This is a genomic window from Aliiroseovarius crassostreae (assembly GCF_001307765.1).
Taxonomy (GTDB): Bacteria; Pseudomonadota; Alphaproteobacteria; order Rhodobacterales; family Rhodobacteraceae; genus Aliiroseovarius; species Aliiroseovarius crassostreae.
Genome location: NZ_LKBA01000008.1, coordinates 18,762 through 43,215 on the forward strand (window position 1 = coordinate 18,762; position 24,454 = coordinate 43,215).

At 54.4% G+C, this 24,454-nt stretch carries 28 protein-coding genes; 10 read left to right on the forward strand and 18 right to left on the reverse strand.

The window, feature by feature from the left end; genetic code table 11:
• Positions 1-4: 4 nt before the first annotated feature.
• Both AKJ29_RS10855 and AKJ29_RS10860 read right to left on the reverse strand, forming a co-directional pair.
• Positions 5-991 (reverse strand): alpha/beta hydrolase family protein, encoded by a 987-nt coding sequence (locus tag AKJ29_RS10855; RefSeq protein ID WP_235477451.1) that lies wholly within the window; start codon positions 989-991, stop codon positions 5-7.
• Between the two features lie 4 nt (positions 992-995).
• Positions 996-2,600, reverse strand: a complete 1,605-nt coding sequence (locus tag AKJ29_RS10860; protein ID WP_055190807.1) for an RcgA family putative transporter — start codon at positions 2,598-2,600, stop codon at positions 996-998.
• A 214-nt stretch (positions 2,601-2,814) separates the two neighbouring features.
• Between AKJ29_RS10860 and AKJ29_RS10865 the strand changes: the two genes are divergently transcribed.
• Entirely contained in the window at positions 2,815-3,312 is a 498-nt protein-coding gene (locus tag AKJ29_RS10865) for a hypothetical protein (RefSeq protein WP_152972446.1), read from the forward strand.
• 2 nt (positions 3,313-3,314) lie between these two features.
• On the opposite strand, the gene AKJ29_RS10870 is transcribed toward AKJ29_RS10865, so the two are convergent.
• From AKJ29_RS10870 to AKJ29_RS10895, 6 genes are all read right to left on the reverse strand, one after another.
• The gene (locus AKJ29_RS10870) at positions 3,315-5,582 is read right to left on the reverse strand and encodes a type IA DNA topoisomerase (protein ID WP_055190811.1); all 2,268 of its coding nucleotides are present in this window, start codon (positions 5,580-5,582) and stop codon (positions 3,315-3,317) included.
• Positions 5,583-5,654: 72 nt separating this feature from the next.
• Complete coding sequence (locus tag AKJ29_RS10875) at positions 5,655-6,233, reverse strand: ABC transporter substrate-binding protein (protein WP_055190813.1); 579 nt, start codon at positions 6,231-6,233, stop codon at positions 5,655-5,657.
• 2 nt (positions 6,234-6,235) lie between these two features.
• Positions 6,236-6,802 (reverse strand): hypothetical protein, encoded by a 567-nt coding sequence (locus tag AKJ29_RS10880; RefSeq protein WP_040175332.1) that lies wholly within the window; start codon positions 6,800-6,802, stop codon positions 6,236-6,238.
• Positions 6,802-7,131: a hypothetical protein gene (locus AKJ29_RS10885; RefSeq protein ID WP_055190815.1), complete on the reverse strand. Its 330-nt coding sequence runs from the start codon at positions 7,129-7,131 to the stop codon at positions 6,802-6,804. Before AKJ29_RS10885 ends, AKJ29_RS10880 begins: the two co-directional genes overlap by 1 nt.
• A complete protein-coding gene (locus AKJ29_RS10890) occupies positions 7,112-7,573 on the reverse strand; it encodes a hypothetical protein (RefSeq protein WP_040175329.1) in 462 nt (153 codons plus the stop codon). The genes AKJ29_RS10885 and AKJ29_RS10890 overlap by 20 nt, the downstream gene beginning before the upstream one ends.
• Positions 7,570-8,517 carry a M23 family metallopeptidase gene (locus AKJ29_RS10895; RefSeq protein ID WP_082392577.1) on the reverse strand — a complete coding sequence of 316 codons (948 nt, stop codon included), beginning with the start codon at positions 8,515-8,517 and terminating at the stop codon, positions 7,570-7,572. Before AKJ29_RS10895 ends, AKJ29_RS10890 begins: the two co-directional genes overlap by 4 nt.
• Before the next feature lie 77 nt (positions 8,518-8,594).
• Between AKJ29_RS10895 and AKJ29_RS10900 the strand changes: the two genes are divergently transcribed.
• The 8 genes from AKJ29_RS10900 (at position 8,595) to AKJ29_RS10935 (ending at position 12,746) form a co-directional block, all read left to right on the forward strand.
• The gene (locus AKJ29_RS10900) at positions 8,595-8,948 is read left to right on the forward strand and encodes a hypothetical protein (RefSeq protein ID WP_040175327.1); all 354 of its coding nucleotides are present in this window, start codon (positions 8,595-8,597) and stop codon (positions 8,946-8,948) included.
• Positions 8,945-9,478 (forward strand): hypothetical protein, encoded by a 534-nt coding sequence (locus AKJ29_RS10905; protein ID WP_055190819.1) that lies wholly within the window; start codon positions 8,945-8,947, stop codon positions 9,476-9,478. Before AKJ29_RS10900 ends, AKJ29_RS10905 begins: the two co-directional genes overlap by 4 nt.
• A complete protein-coding gene (locus AKJ29_RS10910; RefSeq protein WP_055190820.1) occupies positions 9,468-9,869 on the forward strand; it encodes a hypothetical protein in 402 nt (133 codons plus the stop codon). The genes AKJ29_RS10905 and AKJ29_RS10910 overlap by 11 nt, the downstream gene beginning before the upstream one ends.
• Positions 9,870-9,999: 130 nt before the next feature.
• On the forward strand, positions 10,000-10,320 hold the full coding sequence (locus AKJ29_RS10915; RefSeq protein ID WP_055190822.1) for a hypothetical protein: 321 nt from the start codon (positions 10,000-10,002) through the stop codon (positions 10,318-10,320).
• Between the two features lie 152 nt (positions 10,321-10,472).
• Positions 10,473-10,697 carry a hypothetical protein gene (locus AKJ29_RS10920; protein WP_139231524.1) on the forward strand — a complete coding sequence of 75 codons (225 nt, stop codon included), beginning with the start codon at positions 10,473-10,475 and terminating at the stop codon, positions 10,695-10,697.
• Positions 10,698-10,715: 18 nt separating this feature from the next.
• Positions 10,716-11,075 (forward strand): hypothetical protein, encoded by a 360-nt coding sequence (locus tag AKJ29_RS10925; RefSeq protein WP_055190826.1) that lies wholly within the window; start codon positions 10,716-10,718, stop codon positions 11,073-11,075.
• Between the two features lie 28 nt (positions 11,076-11,103).
• Positions 11,104-11,910, forward strand: a complete 807-nt coding sequence (locus tag AKJ29_RS10930) for a hypothetical protein (RefSeq protein ID WP_074963843.1) — start codon at positions 11,104-11,106, stop codon at positions 11,908-11,910.
• A 221-nt stretch (positions 11,911-12,131) separates the two neighbouring features.
• A complete protein-coding gene (locus AKJ29_RS10935; protein WP_235477455.1) occupies positions 12,132-12,746 on the forward strand; it encodes a hypothetical protein in 615 nt (204 codons plus the stop codon).
• 27 nt (positions 12,747-12,773) lie between these two features.
• On the opposite strand, the gene AKJ29_RS10940 is transcribed toward AKJ29_RS10935, so the two are convergent.
• On the reverse strand, positions 12,774-13,784 hold the full coding sequence (locus AKJ29_RS10940; RefSeq protein WP_082035114.1) for a type VI secretion system-associated protein TagO: 1,011 nt from the start codon (positions 13,782-13,784) through the stop codon (positions 12,774-12,776).
• A 190-nt stretch (positions 13,785-13,974) separates the two neighbouring features.
• Here AKJ29_RS10940 and AKJ29_RS10945 point away from each other — a divergent pair, with 190 nt between their 5' ends.
• The gene (locus tag AKJ29_RS10945) at positions 13,975-14,352 is read left to right on the forward strand and encodes a hypothetical protein (RefSeq protein ID WP_040175962.1); all 378 of its coding nucleotides are present in this window, start codon (positions 13,975-13,977) and stop codon (positions 14,350-14,352) included.
• A 58-nt stretch (positions 14,353-14,410) separates the two neighbouring features.
• On the opposite strand, the gene AKJ29_RS10950 is transcribed toward AKJ29_RS10945, so the two are convergent.
• From AKJ29_RS10950 to AKJ29_RS10990, 9 genes are all read right to left on the reverse strand, one after another.
• The gene (locus AKJ29_RS10950; protein WP_040175961.1) at positions 14,411-14,806 is read right to left on the reverse strand and encodes a hypothetical protein; all 396 of its coding nucleotides are present in this window, start codon (positions 14,804-14,806) and stop codon (positions 14,411-14,413) included.
• Between the two features lie 78 nt (positions 14,807-14,884).
• On the reverse strand, positions 14,885-17,278 hold the full coding sequence (locus tag AKJ29_RS10955) for a TraM recognition domain-containing protein (RefSeq protein ID WP_040175960.1): 2,394 nt from the start codon (positions 17,276-17,278) through the stop codon (positions 14,885-14,887).
• Positions 17,279-17,281: 3 nt separating this feature from the next.
• A complete protein-coding gene (locus AKJ29_RS10960; protein WP_055190830.1) occupies positions 17,282-19,489 on the reverse strand; it encodes a DotA/TraY family protein in 2,208 nt (735 codons plus the stop codon).
• Between the two features lie 15 nt (positions 19,490-19,504).
• On the reverse strand, positions 19,505-21,037 hold the full coding sequence (locus tag AKJ29_RS10965; protein ID WP_040175958.1) for a hypothetical protein: 1,533 nt from the start codon (positions 21,035-21,037) through the stop codon (positions 19,505-19,507).
• 1 nt (position 21,038) lies between these two features.
• On the reverse strand, positions 21,039-21,575 hold the full coding sequence (locus tag AKJ29_RS10970; RefSeq protein WP_055190832.1) for a hypothetical protein: 537 nt from the start codon (positions 21,573-21,575) through the stop codon (positions 21,039-21,041).
• Positions 21,575-21,796 (reverse strand): hypothetical protein, encoded by a 222-nt coding sequence (locus tag AKJ29_RS10975; RefSeq protein ID WP_040175956.1) that lies wholly within the window; start codon positions 21,794-21,796, stop codon positions 21,575-21,577. Before AKJ29_RS10975 ends, AKJ29_RS10970 begins: the two co-directional genes overlap by 1 nt.
• Entirely contained in the window at positions 21,793-22,812 is a 1,020-nt protein-coding gene (locus AKJ29_RS10980; RefSeq protein ID WP_040175955.1) for a hypothetical protein, read from the reverse strand. Before AKJ29_RS10980 ends, AKJ29_RS10975 begins: the two co-directional genes overlap by 4 nt.
• Entirely contained in the window at positions 22,809-23,786 is a 978-nt protein-coding gene (locus AKJ29_RS10985; RefSeq protein ID WP_055190835.1) for a hypothetical protein, read from the reverse strand. The genes AKJ29_RS10980 and AKJ29_RS10985 overlap by 4 nt, the downstream gene beginning before the upstream one ends.
• Entirely contained in the window at positions 23,786-24,406 is a 621-nt protein-coding gene (locus AKJ29_RS10990; RefSeq protein WP_131551054.1) for a hypothetical protein, read from the reverse strand. The genes AKJ29_RS10985 and AKJ29_RS10990 overlap by 1 nt, the downstream gene beginning before the upstream one ends.
• Positions 24,407-24,454: the final 48 nt, after the last annotated feature.

Genomic DNA, 24,454 nt, shown 5'->3' on the forward strand with positions numbered 1-24,454 from the left:
CGCCCTATCGACCGCGCCCTAGCAACTTCTTCAATCTCAAACCGGCGAAAAGGATATGCGGCGGCAGCGCGAGCGAGTAGTGCCCGCAGTTGAGCTCAAGCACATCCGGACTTCCTCCCACCTCCTTCAGCCTCTGAACGAAGCTGTGCGAGATCTGCGGCAGCACCACCCTGTCTCTCTTCGCAAGAATAAGCTGAAGGTCCAGATCTGGACGCACTAGCTGGCGCGCGTAGTTCTCTTGGTTAATCGTTCCCCAAGCTCTCCGCAGGTCAGGCAAGCCCACCTTCCCTTCTAGGCTCTGGCGGATCGCTTGTGTCGCACGTCCGGTCCAAACCATATCCGCCATGCTACCCGCTGTCAGGAACAACGATGCCTTTGACACGGTAGTATCGTGAGCCGCAACTAATCCAGCCACCCATGATCCCAGGCTCATCCCGAGAACAGCGATTTCGCTGTACCCTTCGGCCTTGAGCCAACGGATCAATTTTCGTCCGTCGCAAACAGCTTGTCGCATTGCCCCAACAGTTCGGCCGAGATTCGAACTCAGCATATAGTCCGCATATGAGGAGCCAGGTCGGCTGCGCTCGAAGTGATATGGCAACGCCATCTCAACAACGGTGACGCCACGCCGTGAGAAGAAACTGGCAATCTGGCTTTGCCGTGAACTAGCGTTCCAATGGTGAAACACGACCAATGCCTGATTGAGAGACCCACCTTCTGAAACCTTTGCCCAAACGGTGTTGTTCTCCTCGATCTCAGAGGAAATTGAAGATGGAAATTTTAGCCAATCACCCTCTCTTACGAAACCCTGATCGATGTCACGCTCTTCATAGAAAGTAGGATCAGCAACAGCCTGATCAGCCAAAGCGCAGAATTCTTCAATGCTCGCTGCCGTTGCATCTGGGAAGCCAAGCCCGGCATCATGCGAGAATTTCGTTACCTTCTTCTCTTCTTCGCCACGCTGCGCCCGACGCTCATCCCAGCGATCCAAGCAACTATGATACACTCTTATTGCCCCCCAAATGACTCGACCGTCTGGACCCAAAACCCGGATCAAACAAGCCGTATATCGAAACCAGCACACCTACGCTCAACAGGATCGCAAAACCCGGAAACGCACCGATCATCAGATAGCTGACAACGAGCAATACAATCACTGCCGCCATGATGCCCAACGGCACCTGAAACCGGCTCCCAACGCCCAGCCGTATCGAGCCATACAGAAAGGGCGCACAAGTCGCTAGCGCGACGAGAAGACTCGTGTAGTGCGTCGGCATACTGTAGTTGAATTCAGCGCTCAGCTCGTGGTGCCCATAAACGGCAAATGTCATGTCATTTAGTAACCAGCCGACAATACTTGTTCCGCTGGACGAAAGGTAGAAGCTCTGCAGCTTCATGCAGACCGCGACCAAAACCCCGCAAATAGTACACCGAAAGATCCCGCGCATCACGCGAAGGCCCATTTCGTTGAAGTCCTGGCTGAAATCCAAGTCAGGACGAAGCTTCGAGTCCTCGCCGACCTGCCAAAGATCAAAAGCAACCGTGTAGAGCAATATGAGCCCAACGAAGAACAGGTAAAAACACAGGCACATATACAGATATGCGAAACCAGTGAATCCAATCGCCTCCGGCACCGAAATCACTTCTGGGCGCACGATCGCGAGGGAACCCCAATCAATGGCGTAGTCACCACCTCCCCTTAATAACGGAATCAGCCGAACACCGATCCACTGAAAGAGGCCCGCGAAAGCCAGGCAGATTAAGAAGACCGCCCAATAGGTGTAGGACGACGTTTCGACCTGGCGCTCCCACTCCATTCTGCTTATCGCGCGATCTCGTTCGGGAAAGAACTTTGGGCGCCCCTCATTTTTCCAGAACACAACCAAATCTACCACGAAGGCAAAGAACAGCGGCAGGAAGGCCATGAAAAGGAAGGTCCAGTTCGGAGCCCATATGAAGCCGACCTGCTTTATCAGACCGTCCACACGCTCGTAGAGCACGTTGTGTATCCCCGCAAGATACGACAAGAAGCCTAGCGCCACGGCCCCGGCAAAAACGGTCGAAGGCAAATCCAAAGGTGAACCACGGCTAAAAATTGCTTCTGACCGCATCGCCAAACTGCGCCTGCGCTTTGTGATTGATGCTATAGGCTGCTCAACAGCTGGATCAGTTCTATCGTCGGCCGGAACTGGAGGTGCCGGATCTGCAGTCGCCGCCGATCCATTGCCTGACTGCCTGCGTTTCGCTCTCCGCTTTGCGATCAACTCTGACTGTGCTGCGCTCAGTACAGATTGCCAACCACTCGTCGCCACCTGGTCATCACACCCAAACACCCTCGCCAACCAGCGAATGTTGTCTGGGTTCGGCCCCTTCTCATTGTCCTGGAACCAAAGCTGAACAGTCCGGAGATCAACCCCTTTCTCATTGCCATCCAGCCTTGAAATCGCATCTGCGAGTAGGTCAGGGGTCCAAGGCCCTTCCGCGAACCCATCCTTGTCTACCGGCCGCCCTGCTCCGGCCGTCGCCAATCGTTTGAACACAGCCTTAAAATCGCCACCGTCATGCTGCGGTGCGACGAAAATTTTACCATTCTTGATCAACCGGTTACGCGCCTACTCTTCGCATCTCTTCGCTAGTCTTCGTATCCTATCGTGCAATTGCGACAAATGTAAGTTCAACTGGAGCGTGCTAGCCGTTAGAGTGCCAGCATGACTTTGAATTCGGCAATTTTGACATGAAAATGGCCAGCCAACAGAGAGGGACTCCGAGTTGAATACTGCCATCAGAACTCTGCCAGACCCTGAGACCCTTGTTTTGAGCGACAAAATCAAGGTTCCGGAGGCGGTGACCAAAGACCCGATTATCGGGCAAGAATTAACTGTAAGCGAAGAGGTTAGCGCGGAATCGTGGCTGACCTCGATCCTTCGCAGCCAAGACGTGATTGAAATCGGTTGTGACGTTGGACGCCGCGCCGCATACCTCTCCCAGGTTGCTAGACGCATCGTATGTACCGATACCGAGGCGAAGCGGCGAACTTTCGCCGAACAGACCATCGCGATGAACCGGGTGTGCAACACGGTCGTTGTTGATGACTTGAAGCCGGAAGATCTCGCGCTCGGCGATGTCCTGCTCCTCAATTCGCGCCGGCCGATCTCGCAGAAGCATCTTGATGCAATCAGCGACAGGCCAACACGCATGATCGTCGTGCTGGGACCGTTGAGCAAAGAACTCGCTCGGGACATTTTGAGTGCCGGGTACGAATACTGCAGCGAGTTTTCTCGTGGTGCGGTATTCTGTGCCGAAGCGGCTTGACGCTACTTGTTAGCGTCAATCCACTTCGAGATCTTGCCCATTTCGGCCAGGCATTCAGCTGGTACGGTCAGCCCTTTTTTCTTCGCGATTTTCTGAGCAAACGAAATCTGTTTAGGAGAGGGCTTACCCGTTCCGCCTCCGCCTTTTTTCGGCAGCGCATTCTTGTTAGCATCGATCCAGGACTTCATGACATCTCTGTTCTGCAGGGCCTGCTCTGGAACTTCGGTGTCAGCGGCAGCCGCTATCTTGTTTGCGAAAGCTACCTGACCTTCGGATGGCGGGTATGACCCGTCAGCGTTGGCTTTGGGCATCGGCCCCAAATACTCCGAACAAGCCTGGAAACTGGCTGATACGCCCTTGGGCAACTTCTTACCTTGCCGTTTGGCTTTGGCGCGCGCTGCCTTCAGCATATTGGCCGTGGGTCGCCGCGCTGCCTGCATATTCAATTGCGGGCCATTCGCGGCCGCGCGCTTTATGCCTTCAATCGCTGTCTCCGCTTGGCCGATAATCTGCTCAACGGTGTCTGTTGCTCTGACCTCACCCTTCTGCACTTGGTCCAACAACATCTCCATCCTTGCAGTTTGAGCCACGTCCAAAAGGTTTGGAGCGTTCTGCTGCAGGACGCGATAAAGCTTCAGGCCGGTGTCGGTCGCGAACAGCTTCCCGCCCTCAGTTTTGATGAATCCGCGGTTAAGCAAATTCTGCACGATCCCGTTCCTGGTGGCTTCGGTGCCAATGCCCTTGGCTTCCTTTAGCCGCTGAGCCTCAACCTCATCATCCACCAATTTCCAGGACTGGATCATAAGCTCGATCAGAGTACCTTCGGCCAGTCGCTTCGGTGGTGTGGTTTTCTTGTCCTCAACAACCGTCTCAACAACCCGCACAGGATCGCCATCCTTGAAAGGCGGCAGTGCGCCCTCCTCTTCCCCATCGTCGTCAGACGCAGAGCTCGCCGCTGCGCCCCATGCCTCTTTCCAACCAGGTTTAGTTTCTACCGAGCCTGACGCCCTGAAAGTCGCTTCATTTATAGTAATTGAAAGGGTCGTGCTGTCATATTCCCGATCCGGGCCCATCGCCGCAAGATAACGACGGGCGATCAGCTCAAATAGCTTCTTCTCATCTCCGGACATGCGTTCATAGCAAGACTTCCACTTGTCCACTGTGTTGATGTTTGGAACCACAGCGAAGTGGCTTGCCCCCTTCAAGTCTTTGTCGCTGAAGTATCCCTTCACCTTCCGGATCACTGGATCATAGCCAACCGTGCCGAAGATCCCCTGAATGCCCTCCATCATCTGCGGCACGTTCTCAATTTCCGCCTCTGGCAGGCTGACTTCTGAGGATCTGGGATATGTCGTTACCTGATAATTTGAGTAGAGCGCCTGCAGAACATCCGCGACCTTGTTGGCACCCCACTTCCATCTGCGAGATGCTTCAACCTGCAGCGTGGACATCGAGAACAACCGGGGTGGCTTCTGGCTCTTGCCCTTTGTCGTGACACTGATAGGGCCTGAATACCCCGATGCTGCTGCTGCAAGCGCTTCCGCATTCGATCTATCCAAGATCCTATCGTCTTCACCAGAGGGCATACGGAGGGCAGTTCGCCCAGCCTCCCCCTCAACGGTCACCGCAGGGACAAAGTAGTCTACTGGCTTGAACTCTGTGATCGCGACCTCTCGCGAACACACGATCCCCAAAGTCGGCGTGACAACACGGCCGATGCTGACGACACCCCCGCTCGAAAGCAAAGTCGTCGCAGCGCGGGTCAATGATAGATTGAAAATATGATCGCTCTGCGCTCGTGCCTTATAGGCGTTGTATAGCTGCTTGAACTCCTCGATCGGCCGCGCGTTTTCAAAAGCTGACCGAACAGACTTAGCGTCTTCCCCCAACGGCAAGACACGAACGACCTCCCCTGAGAAGTTGATGTCGTTCTTAAGCTGGTTGAGGATGTCCTGTGCAATCCCCTCACCTTCTCTGTCAGGGTCGGTTGCAAGGTAGATCCTGGTGGCTCGTTTCGCGCCCTCTTTGATATCCTTGTACCGCTTCCGTATGTCGGCCTCATCCTTGAGCTCTGACGGATACCAGCCTTTTGCAGGACGAAGCAGCGCGGCGGACCACTGCGCCCATTCTGGATTGAGCTTTTCCGGGTCCAGCAACTCAAACAAGTGACCTCGTGCCGCGAAGACCTGGCCAAATGATGTCCCGATATGCTTGGAGTACATTCTCGCCTGAGACGGTTTCTCGGCGATGACAATAGAAGATGGGGCCATGTCTATTCCTCTCGATGCTTCTCGAAAGAATAGCCCGCATGGCCCGCTAAGGTAAATAGTTAAATCTATTAGTTACTTTTCAAACTCACCCATTCCAGCCAAGACCGCCTGTAGATTACCCTGGCTGATCTCGAACAACTGATTGACGTGATACGCTTGAACCTCGATCGCGCTTCGCCCTGCGACGTTCACATCAGAGATCTTCGAAATCCCAAGGTCTCGAACGACCGTCCAGGTAACGTCGATACCGTCTCGCAGTCCGTCCACGGGCGCTTTCAAGACGGAAGAGACCGAAACCTCCCCGTCTCCAATGCTTTCAGAACCTGTAACCTCGATGGTCTCGGTTCCTTCCAATGCTGCCCCCAATACGACGGCCGTCGAGCTGATCAAGCTTTCCTCGGCCGCGTTAACCTGCTGAGAGCTCATCGCCTCATAGTGAGCGCCGAAAACCGCTTCAGTCACTGCGTCAATATCCATGCGTTCGCGGAGAAGGTCAGCAAGAGCAGACGTTTCCGATGAGCTGGTCCCAGATTGAGCAATCCTAATCATGTTGTTCGCGAGATCTCGAACCAATCGTTCCTCGCCCGTACCGGCTAGCGCCGGTTGTGCGATGCTAGCCGCAACAGCAAAAACCCAAAGTGAACACTTCATCTCTAAGCCCCCAATGCAGTGCAGATGGCGTCAAAACCAACATCGAATCCAAATTCGTTGCCGACCACATCAATCAGATCGTCGATGAAGAAACACCCGATACCACCGATCAAAAACATCGTCCCCGTGCGATATCCTTCTCGGTGAAACCCGGTTGCTCCGTCATTCCAGAGCAAGAATCCGCGATAGATAGCGATCGCGCCGAATGCCATGAAACCCAATTGAATCGCTCGCGCAAAGTTGTCACATCCGGTCAGCGCTCCACCTCCCGACACGTATGTCAGCAAGTCCCCGGCCGTCGAGTCCCCACCATCGAGAAATAGATTGGCCGCGTGCCAAAGCGTGACAGACGGAACGACCATCAGCCCGCCAATAAGCAATTGGACCATGCTGCCGGTTTGAGTTGGTCCGCCTGGCTGCGGCCCGCCTTCGCTGGCTATCTCGTACATATTCTTGAGACCGAACCCGATCACAACCACACCCGCCAAGGCCAACAACACCCAGACAAACTGGATGATGTTCGGGAAGATCCCTTCGCCGAGGCCCGTTATTACGTCTTGGATATCCATTATCTGATCACTCCCGCGTCCTTGAGGAGATCCTCAAGTCGCTGTCGTCGCTCCTTCTCGGTCTGCAGCCGTTCAACTGCGATACCCAGAGCTTCTTCAAGCCGCTGCACACGCAGTTCTAAAGATTCAAACCTTGCATCCGCGAATGGTGATGATTCCGGCGCGACATACTCGCGTGTGCCTTCCAGCTCAGCTTGTCCATCAGTGATCGAGAGCTGTTCTTGCAAAACAGTCCCGCCACTATCGGTCGGCTGCGCTTCCTGAGCCCAACCAGGTGATACAGACAGAGCAACGACAAAGGCAGCTAGTTTATATACGACACGTTCCACTCAGGGCCTCCGTTTGTTTCGCGAGCTCTTCCGAGATCGGTGGGCGAACAATTTCCCAATCACCGTTGGGCTCCAAGGTCATCGCCATGGCGCGGTCAGCGGAGAAGTCTTCGCGATATGAAATGTGGTCAATAACAACGATGCTCTTCGGACCAGCGGGTTCGATCAGCTCGCAAATTGTCGGGGCTTCCCCCGCATCCAAACGAAAGTTGGCCTGCAGCTGCGCAACGATTTCTTCAGAGGCCGGGACATCGGGTGAGACCAGGATTGAAACAACCAGGTCGCGCTCCGCCAACGCGACAAGAGCATCAAGAAGATCCGGCTTCGGCTCCTCTGCCAGATAGACCTCGACTTGCTGTTCTGCCGCAAGAACAAACTCTTCAGCCTGGGCCTCATGAACCATATCTTCTAGGCAGGCAGCTATGAACAGACATTGGATCATTCTGTCATACCCGCCACAAGACCAGCCCAGCCAAGGGCTCGGTGTGAAGCACCCACCCCATCGTTCGACCGGCTAACCAGGTCACCAACCGCCGCCTGTGCGACATTGATAATCGCCTCCTTCCGTTCTTGAACGGCCGCAGCAACAGCCTCGTCGGCACCCTGGCGCGCGAATTCGGACTGAATGCCATCGGCGGACGAAACGCCACCGTTCGAGCTGCGGGCAGCGGCCATATCAAAGAACTCGGTGCTGGGCGTGCAGGTAGGCTCCAAAGTCAAGTTGTCTGGCCGGATGACGCCCTGCGCCTGATAGGCAGCCGGCACGTTGAACTGAATGCGATGGTGCAGGTAGGTTTCCGGATTCACGAAATAGTAGTCGTTGGGGAGCGCTCCCTCGATTTGCGATGCCGACAGGGGCGAAGTGCCCTTCGTGCCGACCCAACCATGAGAAGTCCGCCAGACACGCCCGGTATTTCCGTGCGCTCGAAGCACATCACCGCGCAGCAGCGAAGAGAGGTGAAGGTGAACGGCGCTGTAACTGACGCCAGTAGATCCTTGAATTCCTATTTGGGTGTCAGGTGTTACGGTGTCACCAACACGAACGCTGTAGGAATCCAAATGGAAGAAGACAAAACGCTGCGTACCGTCGGTACTGGTGATACCAACTTTCTTACCGCCACTGCCATCCTTCGCGACGAATACTGTGCCGTGTATCCCGGCAAAAATCGGGTCTCCCCGACCGGCCGAGTTCACGATGTCCAAGCCCTGATGATATCCCGAAGATGCACCAGGCCGCGAGCTACGATCGACCCCATAGGGCGACATGATCCGCTCGCCAGCTTCGGACATCACCGGAACCGCCAAGCAGCTCTCCGTTGCGCCCTTCGTAGCTACCATGATCGGCAGAAGAGCAATAAGGCCAATGCGCGCCATCTTAGGAAACATCTTCACACCTCTAGAGTTAATGTCTAAAACAATTTATAACATAAGGAATTGATAACTCAACCACGAGGAAGAAGCCCATGAGCTATGATGCTGAACAGCTTCGACGGGGCCTGGAATTGGCAGACGCACCAAGCTTCTTGGTAGCTTTGACGCACCTTGAGGATGGTCAAACCTCGATCGAAACTGAAACCGGTGCTGAAGCACGAATTTCAATCGACACGTTCGACGGAGTTCGCTCCGCGACCTGCGAAGTGACCGAAGGGCGAATCCTTCACAGGATCACTGCGAAGCCTGACCACTTTCTGTACGAACAGATCTCGCTTGCAGACGGAGCCGAAACCCTACTGCAAGAGCGGTTGGACTTCGAGCGGATCTGCGAGCCAGACCCACGCGATGCAATTCATGAATGGTTGGAGTTTATCGAGCTATGACAAAAAGGAAGTTCTCGCTGTTCAAACCTCGCCTGCCCCGTGTTTCTGGCCTGGGCGACACAACAAAAAGCTCAGCCACATGGGCAAGGGAAGCTTTCTCGCGATCGGGATCTCGGTGCCCCATAGAGGGCTGCGGAGGAACGCTCACCATCCTTGACGTGATCGACGGTGAAGAGGGCGACGCACAGGCCGTGAGGAGCCTTGTCTGCCAAAAGTGCAATACCAGCCAACCTATCGACCACTTGATTGACCGTGCGGCCGCACAGATTGACGGCCTAAGATCCGGTGAACGCATTTTCTTCATATCTGGGATGGCGTTGTTCATAGTCTTCACCGTCATGGCGTTCCTCAACGGCAGTTTCCTTACATTGTTCGGCGGTGCTGTTTTTGCCCTACTGCTGATCATGCGTGGTTTCGTGTTTCGGTACAAAGCATGGCAAGCTACCAATCGTAAGATGTTCGAGGATCGTCCCCCCGTCTTAGAATGGTTGCGTGAGGAGTTTGGAAAAAATGTGATAAATGACACCTGATCGTTCCTTTGCGACAGGTTTTTTCCTTATTGAAAGTGCGGTCATGAAAGACTCAGAGAGTTGGTTAGAAAAAGCATCGCGAGAATTTTTCGAAAGCCCTGAGTGGGAACGCAGTGAAGCGTTGCTCGCTGACATAGGCTCACGAACAGATTTTGAGAATATACTCATCATCACTGATTCCGGCCCGGCGCGGCTTGCAGATCAATCATCGCAAGCGTCAGATCATCCAGACGGTGATCTTATAGAGATTACCGGCACGTTGGGCACAACGGTAGAACAGGTTTTGAACACTTATGCCCATATTGCTCATGCGATCATTCCTGACGATCACACAGTAGTTCCTTGGTCAGCGATTGTAGACAACAAGGGGAACGGGGTTTGGCTAGAATGATGGCTGAAAAAGAAAAAAGGCTTGGGTGCTACCAACACTCCAAGCCCATTTCGATGTCATTTCTGGCCACCTAGTCTGATCCGAGTATTAGATATTTAGACGAAACTGTCAATGGATGGAGAAGTAAACAATGACAATCGAAGACGTATTATCCAAGATGAAGGCTGAAGACACTGGCGATATGTGGCAGGGTCGCGCGATCAACTTGCTCGAAGCGCTGGTCGAGACTGACATCGACTTAGCCCAAACGAACGATGACCTATTGAACAGCATGGAAGCTGGGCGTGAAAACCACCCACAAATCGACCTGTTTCTTTCAAACCTACCTGGATACCCAAACAATCGGGAGCACGCTCTGGAAATGCTTGGATACCTAACCATGCAGCTTCATGCAGCTGCCGGTCAGAGGGCAAATTCCAGCGTCGATAAAGGAAAATCAGGTGTCGTCTGATTTCGCTCTACCCCAAGCAAACGAGGCGTTCGCGCCGTAACCAACGGAACGGTTTCTTCCTTTTTTCAAAAGCCAAAAGAAGATAACAGCTTTGGTAAAGCCACAAACCAGACTTCCAGCGAAGAGTCTGGCTCCAACAAAGGTGCAGACAAATGCAGAAATTTATGCCGTTCAAAGCCGACCCGCCAAATGGCCCGCATGAAGCCGCTTTTCGGCGTGGCTACCATCACGGCGCGGTAGCTATGATAGAAGCGATGAAAGAGGGTGTTTCGGTCGAAGAACTTGAGGGCTTTGTTAACGCCGAGTTGCGTGCATGGCGCGAAGATCACGCCGTTCCAGCCTTTCCACCGGAGCCGGGCAAAAGCAATCGAGTTTGAACTCAAGAAGGGTGTCGAATGATGACTGTTGGTGCCGCTAGACTTGCAACCCTATCAGAGGCCGCAGACTTGGTTTTGAAGGGTGGTGGCATTTTGGCAATCGCGAGCGTTGTCGGATCAACTGCCTTCAAGTTTGCGGCTTGGAATCTAACATCCTTGATAATTTTTGTTCCTATGTTGTCCTCGGCCTTCTTATTATGGGCTTTCGCGGGTTTTTTGTTGATGTTGGCGTCTTTGAAACTGGAAGACGCCTTTCAGTTTGGTCAATCTTTACCTGCAGCAGCGCCTACTATTTTGGGATATACTCTCGCCACCTTAATTGTATTCTCAATGGGCGGGCTCCTTATTGATCTGGCGGCGGGAGTAATGCGGCAATGAATGGCACAAGTATAGACCAACAATGATCATGAATTACCGCAGCACCGCCCGCACCCATTGCCAGACCGCCAAAGCACTCCTATCGAGCGGCACAGACGACGACGTGTTACTTGCCGCGCTGAAGCTGCGCATGGCCTTGGAAAGCATCACCTACGATAGATCCAAAGGCTTTGCTGAAGATCTGGGGCCCGAGGCCATGAAGACGTGGCAACCCAAGAAGCTCATGGAACGTATGCTGGAAGTCGATCCACAAGCCGATGCTGACGCAACGCTGTCCTTTGGCGAAGAACCGTCGCTCGGCGAAACGCCAGAAACCATGCAGCTCCTCGGCACAGATCACGTCTTGAACCTGCGGACGCTGAAGAAGCACTATGACGCCCTCGGCTCATACCTTCATACGCCGACACTCGCCCAGATCGAGCAAGGCAAAGTCCACGATTTTGCGAGGCTTAGCCAGCGGTGTTCCAAGATCATCGACGCCCTTGACGCCGCTCTGGGCTCCAAGGTCTGGAATTCCACCTTCGCAACACGAGGCGTTATGGATTGCAGCGAGTGCGGGTCAACCATTCGACGCCGCTTGCCAAAGAGCATGGCCGAGCGCGTGGTCCAATGCTGGTCATGCCCAGCCAGTTACACAATGACCGAGATCGAAGACCAAAAGGTGCGCTTTGAGCCACGACAGGTCCGGGCCACATGCCCTAAACCGGATTGCGGCGATGAATCCTATATCTGGGAGCGTAATGTCGAACGGGGAAACTCGTGGCCCTGCGACGGTTGTGGCTCAAAGCTGATGTTCGCACTCGGAGTTGCCGTCGCGCCTAGCGACAAACCGTAAAGACCAGCCACTGATTTGTCCGCCGTAGAATATCCAGCGAATTTGCTATAGCTATGCCCAAAAAAGCGAAAACCCGCGAGGACCGATGAAGGCTGTCGCGGGCATCTAAGAGGTTGAAGACCTAAAGCTGTCTTCGATTGATGTGAATATAGGGTGATTTCCACCCGAATGTCAAGAAAAACGGTCTAGACCCATTAAGGACCGAGCGGAGCAGTAAGGCATTGGTTGTAAATATAATTTCTCAGGAGCGCCTGACAAAGTACCTTAGAGAGGCTGGTCACGATCAGCAGCGGGCACTGGCGCTTTATGGATGGAACATCCAACTGAGCGAAGCATTTTTCCCGGTTCTGAGCGCTTCTGAGGTCTGCCTTCGCAATACCATCTGCACACAATTAATCGCCCTGTATGGCCAAACGTGGTGGGATGACCCAGCTTTTCTCCTTCAGATCAAGAAGAATGGCACGCGGATTGTAAAGACAGCCCGTGACAAACTCAGAACCCGTGGTCCTGTCACCTCGGGCGGAATGACAGCTGAACTCAACTTCGGGTTTTGGGTCAACATGCTCCTACCAAGACACGAACCTGTGTTTTGGCAGAACCTGAATGCTGCCTTCCCAGATCTGCCACCGGCAGTCACCTACGCCGCCCTCTACAAGAGATGCGATGATGTCCGTGAGTTTCGGAACCGGATTTTCCACCATGAGCCGATCATGCACCGCAACATCACCAAAGAATACAGTCAGATCATGGAACTCATCGGTTGGCTGAGCCCAGATAAGGCTAAGTGGATCAAGCCATATTCTCGGGTGATGACAGTGGCACGACAAAAGCCTTAGAACGCCAGCGCGACGAATCAAGCATCCTCAGAAGCTCCAGTTACACGTTTCGGCCAACTCCCCTAGCACCCCGCGCAGCCCAGATATATCAAAGATCGCGGTGTTTGGGTTCTCACCATAGGGAATGATCTGAAGAACAAGCCTGTCTTCGTCTAGGAGTTCCTTCAGGAGGTTTCCGGCCCAGCTGGGGGCAAAGGTGGCGTTGCGGTCTGTGGACACACCCCACCGCTCTTCTCTCGCCTGCCCCGCGCCGATCCGGACGGTGACGCGCTTCCACTCCGAATACACATCGTTGGAATCGTCACCGAGAAAGTCGCCCCAGACGACATAGGCCTCCGTCGTATTGGATTTGCACCGGGCGATGAACGTGACGGGATCTCCGGAACGCGAAGTGCCGGTCTCGGCCGCAAGCGACAGTGTGATCGTCTGGGTATCGTCGATCGGGTTAGTGGCCGTCCGCACACGCCATGCGCCCGTTCCAGCGCTTTCGTTCATCGATGTGACCGGCTCAGCTGGCACGGCCGTCTCGTCGATCACCGCGCCGATCTCATAGGTGAACGTCCCACACAGACCTGGACTGTTGATGTCAAACGGCGGCTCCACCGACTGGAAGACCGCCATTGTCAGCGTCGGATCGCCGCCAAAACGGCTTTGCTGATAGAAGACGACATAGAGCGGTTCTGGATTTCCACCACCGCAGAGCATGTTCCCATTCTGCAAAGAACCAGGATTCTCAGAAAGCCGAAACACCTCGGCAGTCTGCTTGCCCTGCCCGCCAACATCCCACGTCCGCCAGGATGCACCCTCGGAAGTCAGATCCACGGCAGCGCCGCTCTCAAAGGTCAGGCCCATCGAACTGCCTTCAGTTGCAAACTCTGGATTACCCGACAGCGCAATCTCACCCGTGATAGCACTGGCCGTCCGGCTAATCGGCGCAAACGACCCCGCCTCCTGCCAGACATGCCGCTCGATCGCTGATTGAGAGTAAGCTGGCGTAGACAGAATTACGATCGAAAGGAGTAGAGGGCTTAGATTCATAGGACGTTCCACAGGTGTCGATAAGACAGGTTGCGAGATCACAGGTATCAAAGGAAAATATCACTGTCGAAAGAGGAAAAGTCCATGTCGCAAGCAGTGTCGCATATGCCAGTAATTTATGGTCGCACATATGAGGTCAAAGGAACGGTCTCGTGACGTTTCACAAAATTCTCGTGAGGCAAGCTAACTGGTGACCTGGCTCGCGCTTCTCCTAACATCCGCCATTGCCGGTATGCTCTACTACAAAATCAAAGTTCGCCCTCGGCGGGTGCGAATCTCGTTTTATGTGGGCGTTATCCAGCTTGGACTTGGATCTCTTTCCGCCCTGGCGACTACAATAGCGCCCATCTCTCCGATCAGCTGCGTAATTGGTGGGGTTGGCGTGTACATCAACCCGATCATCACCCTGATCGATGTCGTCATGCTCTTGTCGGTCATACCTACCAAACTCAGAGCGAACGATCGGCTTCAGATCCTGATCTACGTTGCCTTCATCGTCGCGCGGATCGCGCTGCACATCATGGCGGGTGCTGTACACTATTGGGCGTTCAGCTACTGCACTATCTGATCCATTTAGAAACGAAAAAGGGCCCCAGCGGGGCCCAATTCCGTGTTTGTATAAATCTTCAGCTAGCGCCGTATTTGAAGCGGTTGTGCTTCGAAACCGGGCGACCAGTCATCGGGTCGATGATGTAGCCAGTTTCGGTCGCGGCGCTGCGAACCATTTCTTCCATCTCTTCGACGCTCAGAAATGCAGGGCGAGCCTTGCCTTCTTTCTTGGTGGGCAGTTCACCACGCACGGGAACTTCGAAAAGATCGCCTTTGCGGTCGATGGCCCAACCATAGAACGACAGACGGGCATTCAGCTTCGAGAGCGCCATATGCGCGCCCGCTTTCGCCAGAAGACCCTTCACGCCGCCCTCAGGATAGATCTCCGCGAGTTTGGCCTGGGCATACGCCTGAAGGACGTTGAACTCTGCCGAACCGCGAGCTACTTTGCCTTGCTTCAGTTTGTCGATCATAGCGTCCTCCTTTCATGTCATTGCGCTTTGTCTCAATACTCATATAAGCATTCTTAGGTTAATTTTCAACCCTACCCTTTACAAAACCCCCACCGCCTTACGGGCGTTCTCTGCCACGGCATCAACTTCTGCGGGTTTGGCCGGCAACTCTTGGCTAAGGTCATCCAAAATGTCGCGAGCTGCATCTCGCACATCATTAGATCCGAGGTTTGCAAGAAGCGGATCAGCAACTTTGCCCACGATTTCTGTTCTGGACGCGAACTCACTGGCACGGCGATTCTTTTCCCGCTGCTCAACCGTGTCCTGGACGAATTGCGCGATGTCCTCACGCTGCAATTTGCCCTTGGCAATCTTCCGAAGCATCAGGCCGATCATATCGTTCTCAACCTTTTCGAAGAGCTCGTATGCTTCAGAACCCTCTGTCCCGACCTCAGCCAGCGTGCGTGTGACCCCTGCCCTAGCTTCAGTACGAACAATTTCACGTTGACGGATATTAGGTCCATCAGCAGGTGTCAGCGGCTTTACCCCGACAAAGGGATTTCTCCGCCACTCCTCGACGCTGGGAATCGAGCCCGTGTAGAATGCGAGCATTCGAACAATGCGCGCGCCACCTGTCTCTCGGCCGTGTCGATCGAGCGTCTTTGAGCCCGTCACCATGTGGAACTGACCATTCTCTTGCTCAACAAGGTCATCGTATTCAATTTGGGCCACCTCCTGCAGGGATGAGCCCTTTTGGACCCTCAGACCTGAAGCAAAGGCATCCTTCTGGTATTCCATCTCGTTAGCGACTTGGACATGTGCCTTGCCCCCGATCTGGATCGCGGCGCGGGCAGTATCCGAGTCCTCGGACGACACCAAGCGCCCGAACCACTTTACAGCCGTGTTATCGAGAATGGCCTTTCCTTCGGCCTCCGAGCCTTTCATCAACGACGAAATATCCTGAGTTCCGAAATACACAGCAACTCCCAATGAACGCGCCTGCGCCGGGATCACCGAGAGGCCCTTCACGATGTAATAACCAACCTCATCAAGCACAGCGCCGAACGGTATCTTCGAGTTCGACGGGCTCGCGTCAATGATCTCACGCTTGGACCCTTCGGACTCGGTATTGAGCAAGGAACCCAAGGCTGACTTCAGTGACAGAATTGTCAGCTTGCCAAGCTGCTCAAGGTTTTCAGGCGATTTTTCCAGTGATGGGAGCAGAACAACAAGACTACGGCGGTTGAGTACAACATCTTCAAACGAAATCTCGGAAAGCTCATTGTTGTAGATATAGCCGTAGTTGAAGGATAAGTTTACCACCGCACGAACGAGCTGCATTGTGATGTATCCGTGTTGCTCTTCGACCTTCTGACGGCTCTGATCGTTCGGATCTTCCTTATCAGGAATATCGCTGTATTTCGCCTCAAGGTTTGCATAGACATCTGCGCCCATGCGGATGTGCTTCACGACTTTCTCAGGCTTCGACAACGCATAGGACGGGATGTTTTCCAGATACCGCCTCAGAGCTACCAACCTCTTTGTCAGAGCCGTCCAGTCCTCCGGGTGGTCTTTCTGCAGATCGACAAATCGGCCGTGCATGTCTTCAATCACGCCGAACCAGGCTAAGTTTTCCAGATTGGTCAGCAGGAAATAGTCCGCAAGCAAAGACGGGTTCAACAGGATGTGGCCACGCTCTGCCAGGAACGCCAATGGTGGCATAATTGCTTCCATGAACGAGATGGCCCGGCCAGCCCACATATCGGCACCGTCTCCGGTGTCCATCAGGGAAACCATTGTTTCACTCATCTGGGCCGATCCGCCAAACCCAAGCGGATTGTACCCGTGGCTTCGGCGGTGCTTTTGTGGGCCCTGAATATCTCGACCACCGGTAAGATAGTCAGTGACGAACAGATCCTCGTCTCTCCCTAGCAGGCGGGAGATCTTATAAAGAGAGTCGAACGTGTTTACCGATGCCTTCCCGTCAACCAGCAGCACACCGGAACCCAATGCAAGCAAGCAAAAGGCTTGCCCCATAATGTTCTCGGTTTTGCCCGAACCTGTGGTCCCGATCATCAGCGCGTGCTTGTTCACGTCGTTGCTGCTCATCCAAACTTGCTGCCCGGTTTCTTGATCCATGCCTGCAAAAATGTTTGCCGCAGCCGGTTTCGATGTCGAAGCATCAATGACCTTGTGACCCATCAGGCCATTAATCCTTTGAGGCAGCCTGAAGGCTCCCTCCCACTTCTTCGACTTCAACCGATAGCACCGGAAAAATACCACCAGCGCCGCCACAAAGATGATCTCGGGAATGAAGGGCGCCCATGAGAACAACAGACAGGCTATTCCGAGCGTCCCGAAAACCTTGAAGGTTCCCTCGGCTGTAGAACAGCTGTCTTCCATGCGCTGCCAGAAGGTCCGCACGTCATCACGACGCGCCTGGATGTTTACCTTCTGACCTCGCTTGACGCCTTTGACGACCTTCTGCGACATGGCTTATCCCTTCGACAGACGTTTGACGGCCGCGCCGGACAACTTTTTCCCGCCAGCGGCACCAGCATTTTTGGTAACTCTTCCGATATTGCTGACCTCATTCAGAACACGACCAGTTGGCCGCGCTGTCTGAGAAACATTGTCGCCGATGTTCAGTTTGCCGATGTTGGACAGCATAATGCCTGCGCCAGCCATCGCGCCGTCACCAAGCTCAATGATCAATGATGAAGCCTGCATAATCAGGATCAGCGTCGTCACGATGTACATGAAGATCAGCCCGATCATGATGATGATCGTGAACCAAGAGCCACCCGCAGTCATGAAACCCAAGAAACCTGAGAACAGCAGGAACAAGAAATCCATGCCGATCCGCATAAGGATGAGGCTCGCGATAAATCCGATGATCGTGAAAATCGGCCGCAAAGCGATACCAAACAACGTCAGAATGATCTTGTTTGCTGGGCCGATCAAAGTCCCATCACGCGCAGGGGCAAAGTACGCCAGCACAGACAATGGAACGGCAAACATTGCCTCGATGCAGAGCAGAAGCCAAGACAGCACGGCCGCAAAGAAATACACCAGAGGAATAGCTGGAATGATCGAAATGAGAACAAATCCCGCTATCAGCAGGAACCATCCCACCGGATATAGCAGATAATCGGCGACATATCCCGTCACCGCCCCACCAACGACACCACCGAAGACCGCGCCACCAACCTCAGTCACTGCCCCAGCTGCCATGATAGTACCGCCCACGGTCGTGATCTGCTTTCCAACAGCGATCACATCAGCCATAGGATCGAGATAGGCGGCGGTTGCACCACCGTCTGTTACGGTGAAGACCTCAAGCACAACTTGATAAAGAGAGTACAGCAGGCCACCGCCATCGGCATCACCGCCATTCGTTACTGCAGCCGTTGCGCTAGGCCTATGCGTTCCGAGTTCCTGGGCATAGCCATGAAACTGGTTGAGATACCCAAAATCGTCCACGACTTTGACGAACATCCCGCGATCGACGCCCGAAGAGCGCCCACTCAGGTAAGCACCGAGACCGCTGAAATAGTCATCAATCGAGTTTTCCGGGTTGGCGTAAATCTGTAGCTCTGTGGCAGCGGAGTTTGCGGAATAAGAGGCCATCGTAATCCCGCGATGCCAGCTCATAGCAAACGGCCAACCGAGCGTGTCTACTTCATCGAGCAATGCTTCGTGGAGATCTTCATATTCTCCGCTTGTGATCCCGCCACCGCTCACCCCGCTCATGTAGTTTGTGAACGCAGCAGCCACCGCATCGCGCATAATCGTCTCGATCTGGCTGCGATTTCGTTCACCCGCGAAAACGCGGTTCGCGATCTGCTCCGCTGCCGGAACCAGGTTCGTGGTTATTGCCGTGTCCGCAGCATTGAAGCGGTTAAGAACGACAGCCGAGCCAACACGCTCGGCGAAATCACCTGCCCCGGTCGTTGCAGCGGTCAACACTTCTGCTCTGTGTGAGATGCTTCCACAGAGATTGTCGGCCTCACCATACGAACCGCCAACATCGGAATAATAGATCTTCCGATGGTAGTTCGTGTATGAGGTGCCGGCACCCCAGAGACCCATTCTGGTAGAGGTGTCCGTCTCCAAGGTGGCTTGTCGATTCACATCAGCCGCTGGATTGCTCGCCAATGTCGCCAGACGCTCCATTTCACGCTGACAAAGCTCACCATGCGCAAGCGCATATAGGGCATTCGAAAACTGCTGCCTGACAAGAAAGTCTGTCTCAGAAAGCGGGTCGGTCGCGGCCAAGACAGGCTCGTCCCTCAACGCGCCATCTGCGACCGCACGCCACGCGACATCTCCTAAAGCCGACCCTTGTACCGTGAGCCAAACCAAAACCAGCTGCGCCACAGTAAGACCGCCCTGGATCGGAACAAAGGCGATCGCGCCCACCAAGATGCGAACGATGGTGTACTTCGTGTCCGATTGGTTGCCGAAGGTTTTGCCGTCTGCGGCGGTATCAAAAACCAAAACGTAGGTCGTGTAGCTTCCGACGACCAACGCAGCCAGCAGACATGCAGTGTTGAAAATCGAGATCAGATTGGTCAGCAGCGTTCCATCTGTCAGTGACCCCCCTTCCCCAGAAACGAACTCGACAACACCGCCGAAAACGCGCGACAACAGTCCGACCGCATAGTCGTCTGTTGAAAGGTCAAAGAGGTCTGAAAAATCCACGGCAATGCTCCCCTATTAAGGCTCAACAGAGGCCGCTACGACCTGTCGTTTTTCGTGTTTCAATGCTTGCTTCTGATCCAGCAGCTCATTCAGTCCTGTCAGGAACTTCTCTGTCAGTTCTGGATCTCCGACCGGCGAAAATTCATCGCCGGGAAAGCCAGCCGCGAACCCGCCGACATCCTTAAGAGACCGGTCATCTTTCTGCAGGGCCCGATTTAGGATCGCCGCTTCGAAGGTTCGCGCGAAGATCTCAGTATCTGATCGCAGGTACTCTGCCATCTTGTCGTCGATCAGCTCTTTATCAAGAGCATCGCGGACAGCACGGAAAGCGCGGCCACGTACGCCGCTGCTTTCGAGAATGTCTTTCCGCTCTTCAACCGTGATGTTGTACGCGGATTCGACCAGGTGCCCGGTCTCGTGGACAAAAGCACCGCCATAAGTGGCTGATACGGCAACAGCGGATACGCTGTCCAAATCGTCGTCATCACCGCTGGCATCCACGCTCACAGATGCCCTCACACCCAATTTCCGTTCGTCGGCCATCGCCGATTTCCGCGAAACCCGGAGAACCACACCTCCTTGACCAGGCACAACGGAGCGCGGGTCTCTATTGAGAGCATCCGCAATCGCTTCAAGGCTCACGCGCATCGATATAAGAGAGTGCCTGTACTGAGCTGTCGGCAATGATTTGTCGCGTCTTACCGACATTCCCAAATCTGCTTCCAGCTCAGCTGTTTGCTTTGGTGAAGTCCGAAGCTGCTCCAACGCCAGAACGGGCGTGCTGTGTCGCAACATACCAAGAGCCGCCTCATAACGAGAGCCTTTGCCATTGGTCATGATCTGATCTGACTCCATGTACTGATCAACATGGCGCTCGACAACATCGACAATATGCTCCGATACGAGCGAACCCAGCTTTTCCACTAAGTCAGGAAGTTGATCACTGTCAGCGTCCGCGATTTCGACCATCACCTCTTCAAGTGCTGGCGTCTTATGAGGTCGGATCGCATCGATCACACTCGCAACAGCTAAACCTGGACCGGCAATTGAATGCACCTTGTCCGCGATTTCCAGGCCGCGCCCTCCCAGAGGTTGCGCAACAACTTGCTTCTCCATCTCTCGGACTTTGCTCTGCGCCCGCAGAATGGATGCCTTGATACGCGCAACATCTTCGCCGTCCACACCTGCCATGTCTTGCTCAAAGTCATCCATCGTCGCCATATCGCGGGTCTTCAGACCTTCGATACGTTCACCTTGGATGAGCTCATTGACCGGCCGGTGGGCTTCTCGGATAACCTGCTCCGGCCAAAACACCAGAAGACTTTGCGCAACATCAGCGGCCTTCAAAATCGCTCGATGGTTCTCAAAGCTGATCCGGCCCTCGACCACATCCCGAGTGATCCACCCGTACATCTCAAGCTCGTCGGGTGTGGTCTCCTCAAGGATCGGGTTTTCTGCGCTCATTTCCAGCAAGAGGACATGATGCCCTGGCCCGGTGCGAACCCGCTCCAACTTTGCGGCACTGTCAGCAAAATCAAACCACTTCATGTCAGCTCTCCAAATCGCCTGAATACAGGGTCGCCCCGTTTACAAAACTGTTGCGAAAACCGGACAGAAACGATTGCAGCGCGCGCTCAGAAAGATCGTCCATCTTCCTAAACTCGCCATCCTCGATCGCCACCTTGCCCGCTGTTACGAATGTCACTGGCGCCGTGGACTTGACCACGGCCAACCCGGCACACGTCACATCAACTTCGTTGTCTTTCGTGATGGTTCCGGACGCGATGATGAACCGGTCACCATCTTTGAACTTTTCATTGGACCACTCACAATAAAGCCAGTTTGCGATGTCATTTCCGGTCGCGCCTTCATCACCCTCAGACGATGCAAGTTTGCGATCAAAAACAATCTGAAAGGTTCCCTGCCCCACCAAACCGCCATCCGCCTTGCGCGGAGGAAAGCTGAGATCCTTCAGAAGCCGATCAAGGTAACCGGGCTTTGTCTCTTGGAGCGCGGCGGCAGCACTAGGCGCTACTTTGCGAACTTCTTCGCCGTGGGATTTGGTGATCAACCCTTCCTGTCCCATCACATTCCCCCACCACTAGGAGCAAAGTCGCCCAATGCCTGGTCTGTTTCGGGGACTGGATCACCAACCTCGACAAGTTTCTCGACCGGCTCACCTGGTGTCACATCACCAGACAAACTGGACAACAGAGCCAGTAAGGGCTCAGAATCGTATTTGTGATCTGCGCTCGCGCCCAGCTCATCAACAAGATCCTTTACCCAACTTGTCTCGACAAACGTCATTCACCGACCTCTGTTGCTAGGAGCGTCGCAAGAACAGCTTGTTGTCGGTCAGAGCTTTGATTGCGCTCAGTGGTTAGAGCCAGATTGATCGCGCGCAGGCGGGCCAGTTCCTTCAGCAGGCCGGTCTCGCTTTTTGTGACCAGCTCGGCCATCCATTGTTCGTATTCGTCACCGCCGCCATACCGATCAACTAGCCAGTCGATGGTCTCATCAAGTGAACGGTTGACCGCACCCGACACGCCGCCGCCACCAAAATGCCCCGGAGCTTCATAATAGGCGCGAACAGATGCAAGAGACGCAATAGCCGGAGAACGCAACGCCTCGGCCTGGCGAGCCCTCATGAATTGAATGCTATCTTCGACACCATCCAGATCCGTGGGCTTCTCGACCGGCATCCCGATCACATTGTTCATGAAGGTGTCTTTTACGGCCGCCGAAGTACCTGGATCTACGAACGCAACAGCGCTTACCACATTGTCGAAATCTGTCGATGCAACGTAGGAACGACGCGAAAGAGCGGTGTCCAGATCGATTGTTGACCCCGGCCTGGTATCCAATCCACCCGACATCACGATCTCTGAAGCCCGCTCCTCAACCGCGTCCAAAGCAGTATTCATCACCTCGATGTCGCGAACAAAGTCACAGCTGCCAACCGCCTGCCCCGGAGGGCCGTACGTGTTGTGCGCCTCTAGAAGTTCTTCCGCCGTACGCTGTTCGACATAGGTTTCCGCTGCAGCCTTCATAGCTTGCTGTGATCCGACCGCTTCGGTGTTTGCTCCTGCAGAAGTTTGCTGGGCCAACACTTTGATCGCAGACACGATCTGTTGAGTGGTAAGCGTCGAGTTGGCCGCAAAAGTTGCAACCATAGCGTCGATGCCTGTGGTGATAGTTGTCTGAGAGGACGTGTGACCGGCCCGCCATATCGGATCTGCAACAAGGCAAACAGCGCCGCCAGCAGTGGCAACCTGAGGGACGCTTAACAGCGCCCCAGCCATAATCATGGATCTGAGTTTCATGGCCGACCTCCCAGCCCTTGCCAATCACCAAGTCGGCGATCGGTGTACGAAAGAGCAAATGTTGAAAGAGCAAATTCCTCACGGAACTTTTTCCGGAGTTCCATCGCCGACGCCGTTATGTTCGCGGCCTCGATCCGCGTCAGATCCAGCAACGCCGCTCGGCCTGGACCGGCGGCTAGTGTCGCGGACCATTCTTCTCCGCCATCATCACCTAGCCAGGTATCGCTTATGGATTCCATTTGATCGGTGATGAGCCGATCCGCCGCGATGTCCGCGATGACCTTGGTCACAACGCTCCGGCGCGACGTGTCCTGCATACGGACGATGGTTTCGAGACCAGAGGCCGTTCCACCACCCCCGATCGGCGGTGAAGGTGGTCCAAGCACCAATCGCGCAAACTGTTCAGCTGCGGCTTGGTCGCCTTCCAAAACATCGGTAGCCGTAACCGTTGTCGCCGTCTGTGCAAGATTTGACCAATCCTCGACAGCAGCGTCATGCTCAGCCTGAGTTTGGATGCCGTAGTTCGCGATGACCGTGTTGTGGATGTCCGCTGAGGCGGTGCGCGCGGTGTCACGAGCCGTCCGGAGCGCCACCCCTTCAACAATCAGATCGCAAGCGCCATAACCCGTATGGCCGAACTCCTCGGCCGCATCAGCAATTTGCGAAGTGACACTTTCCTCAACGATCGTCTGACCAAGGGCTTTTGCGGCCGCTTGTTGGGCCGACACCTCTTGATCAAGGCTCACGTCCTTTTGCTCCGCCAAAACCCGAAGGCTACTCATAATGAGCTGGCGTTCCACGATCTGCTGAGCGGTATAAGTTGTGGTTGCTGTCGCAATCGCGGATGTCACCGCAGCCGTCAGCTGAGACGTGCGGGCATTCACCCTTCCCTCTACTCCGGCGCAGGATTGCGCAATGACAGCTCCTGGAAACAGGCCAACCATAATGGCAACGCCCAAACGTAGTTTGATCATTACTCTCCTCCTTCCAGGCCGCGAGCCAGAACATCTGCCAACGCACCTCTTGCAATTGACAAGCTCGCCATCTCTTGCAGGGCATTCAGGTTGCGAATGGCCTTATCAACATCGGCGGCTGCTTCGTCCGGTGGAAACATGGTTGGGAACGCGGTTACTGTGTCGATGTAATTCACACCGTTCACCGCCTCGGCACTGCCGTAACTGCGGTTCAACAACCAATCGGACGCATTTGTATCCCCGGCTGGCGGAGAAGCCGCCTCGTTGGACGCTCCGGAGTTTGTTCCGCACAATCCGGCCTCAAATTCTGCGTTTGAACAGTAGACTTGCTGCCGCATTTCCAAGGCAAAAGAAAATTGCTCAGCTGCGTCTCCGCCGTTCTCACGCCACGCCACCCCAGCGGTTTCCACACCTTCACGAACAATGTCCGCTACATCCTTCGCGCGCTGGTGGCTCACGCCAACATCAGCAGCACCACATAACGAAGCCCCGCTGGTCAAAGGCGACGAATACTCGTTAGTGGCGCGTGCAACCGCTAGGTTCGTTTCGAATTCAACAATAGTACGAGCGGCCGCTTTGAACGATGAGGTTTCTGTGGCTGAGATCTGTTCAGCCGACACAGAACGCTGCTTGGTTGAAACCGCGAGTCCCGAGATTGCTCGCTCTGT

Bases quoted from the DNA above. Each gene is read 5' to 3' on its own strand.
- AKJ29_RS10870 (WP_055190811.1), bottom strand. From the start codon at position 5,582: ATGGCCCCATCTTCTATTGTCATCGCCGAGAAACCGTCTCAGGCGAGA.
- AKJ29_RS10875 (WP_055190813.1), bottom strand. From the start codon at position 6,233: ATGAAGTGTTCACTTTGGGTTTTTGCTGTTGCGGCTAGCATCGCACAA.
- AKJ29_RS10880 (WP_040175332.1), bottom strand. From the start codon at position 6,802: ATGGATATCCAAGACGTAATAACGGGCCTCGGCGAAGGGATCTTCCCG.
- AKJ29_RS10890 (WP_040175329.1), bottom strand. From the start codon at position 7,573: ATGATCCAATGTCTGTTCATAGCTGCCTGCCTAGAAGATATGGTTCAT.
- AKJ29_RS10895 (WP_082392577.1), bottom strand. From the start codon at position 8,517: ATGTTTCCTAAGATGGCGCGCATTGGCCTTATTGCTCTTCTGCCGATC.
- AKJ29_RS10900 (WP_040175327.1), top strand. From the start codon at position 8,595: ATGAGCTATGATGCTGAACAGCTTCGACGGGGCCTGGAATTGGCAGAC.
- AKJ29_RS10905 (WP_055190819.1), top strand. From the start codon at position 8,945: ATGACAAAAAGGAAGTTCTCGCTGTTCAAACCTCGCCTGCCCCGTGTT.
- AKJ29_RS10910 (WP_055190820.1), top strand. From the start codon at position 9,468: ATGACACCTGATCGTTCCTTTGCGACAGGTTTTTTCCTTATTGAAAGT.
- AKJ29_RS10915 (WP_055190822.1), top strand. From the start codon at position 10,000: ATGACAATCGAAGACGTATTATCCAAGATGAAGGCTGAAGACACTGGC.
- AKJ29_RS10920 (WP_139231524.1), top strand. From the start codon at position 10,473: ATGCAGAAATTTATGCCGTTCAAAGCCGACCCGCCAAATGGCCCGCAT.
- AKJ29_RS10925 (WP_055190826.1), top strand. From the start codon at position 10,716: ATGATGACTGTTGGTGCCGCTAGACTTGCAACCCTATCAGAGGCCGCA.
- AKJ29_RS10930 (WP_074963843.1), top strand. From the start codon at position 11,104: ATGAATTACCGCAGCACCGCCCGCACCCATTGCCAGACCGCCAAAGCA.
- AKJ29_RS10940 (WP_082035114.1), bottom strand. From the start codon at position 13,784: ATGAATCTAAGCCCTCTACTCCTTTCGATCGTAATTCTGTCTACGCCA.
- AKJ29_RS10950 (WP_040175961.1), bottom strand. From the start codon at position 14,806: ATGATCGACAAACTGAAGCAAGGCAAAGTAGCTCGCGGTTCGGCAGAG.
- AKJ29_RS10955 (WP_040175960.1), bottom strand. From the start codon at position 17,278: ATGTCGCAGAAGGTCGTCAAAGGCGTCAAGCGAGGTCAGAAGGTAAAC.
- AKJ29_RS10965 (WP_040175958.1), bottom strand. From the start codon at position 21,037: ATGAAGTGGTTTGATTTTGCTGACAGTGCCGCAAAGTTGGAGCGGGTT.
- AKJ29_RS10970 (WP_055190832.1), bottom strand. From the start codon at position 21,575: ATGGGACAGGAAGGGTTGATCACCAAATCCCACGGCGAAGAAGTTCGC.
- AKJ29_RS10975 (WP_040175956.1), bottom strand. From the start codon at position 21,796: ATGACGTTTGTCGAGACAAGTTGGGTAAAGGATCTTGTTGATGAGCTG.
- AKJ29_RS10980 (WP_040175955.1), bottom strand. From the start codon at position 22,812: ATGAAACTCAGATCCATGATTATGGCTGGGGCGCTGTTAAGCGTCCCT.
- AKJ29_RS10985 (WP_055190835.1), bottom strand. From the start codon at position 23,786: ATGATCAAACTACGTTTGGGCGTTGCCATTATGGTTGGCCTGTTTCCA.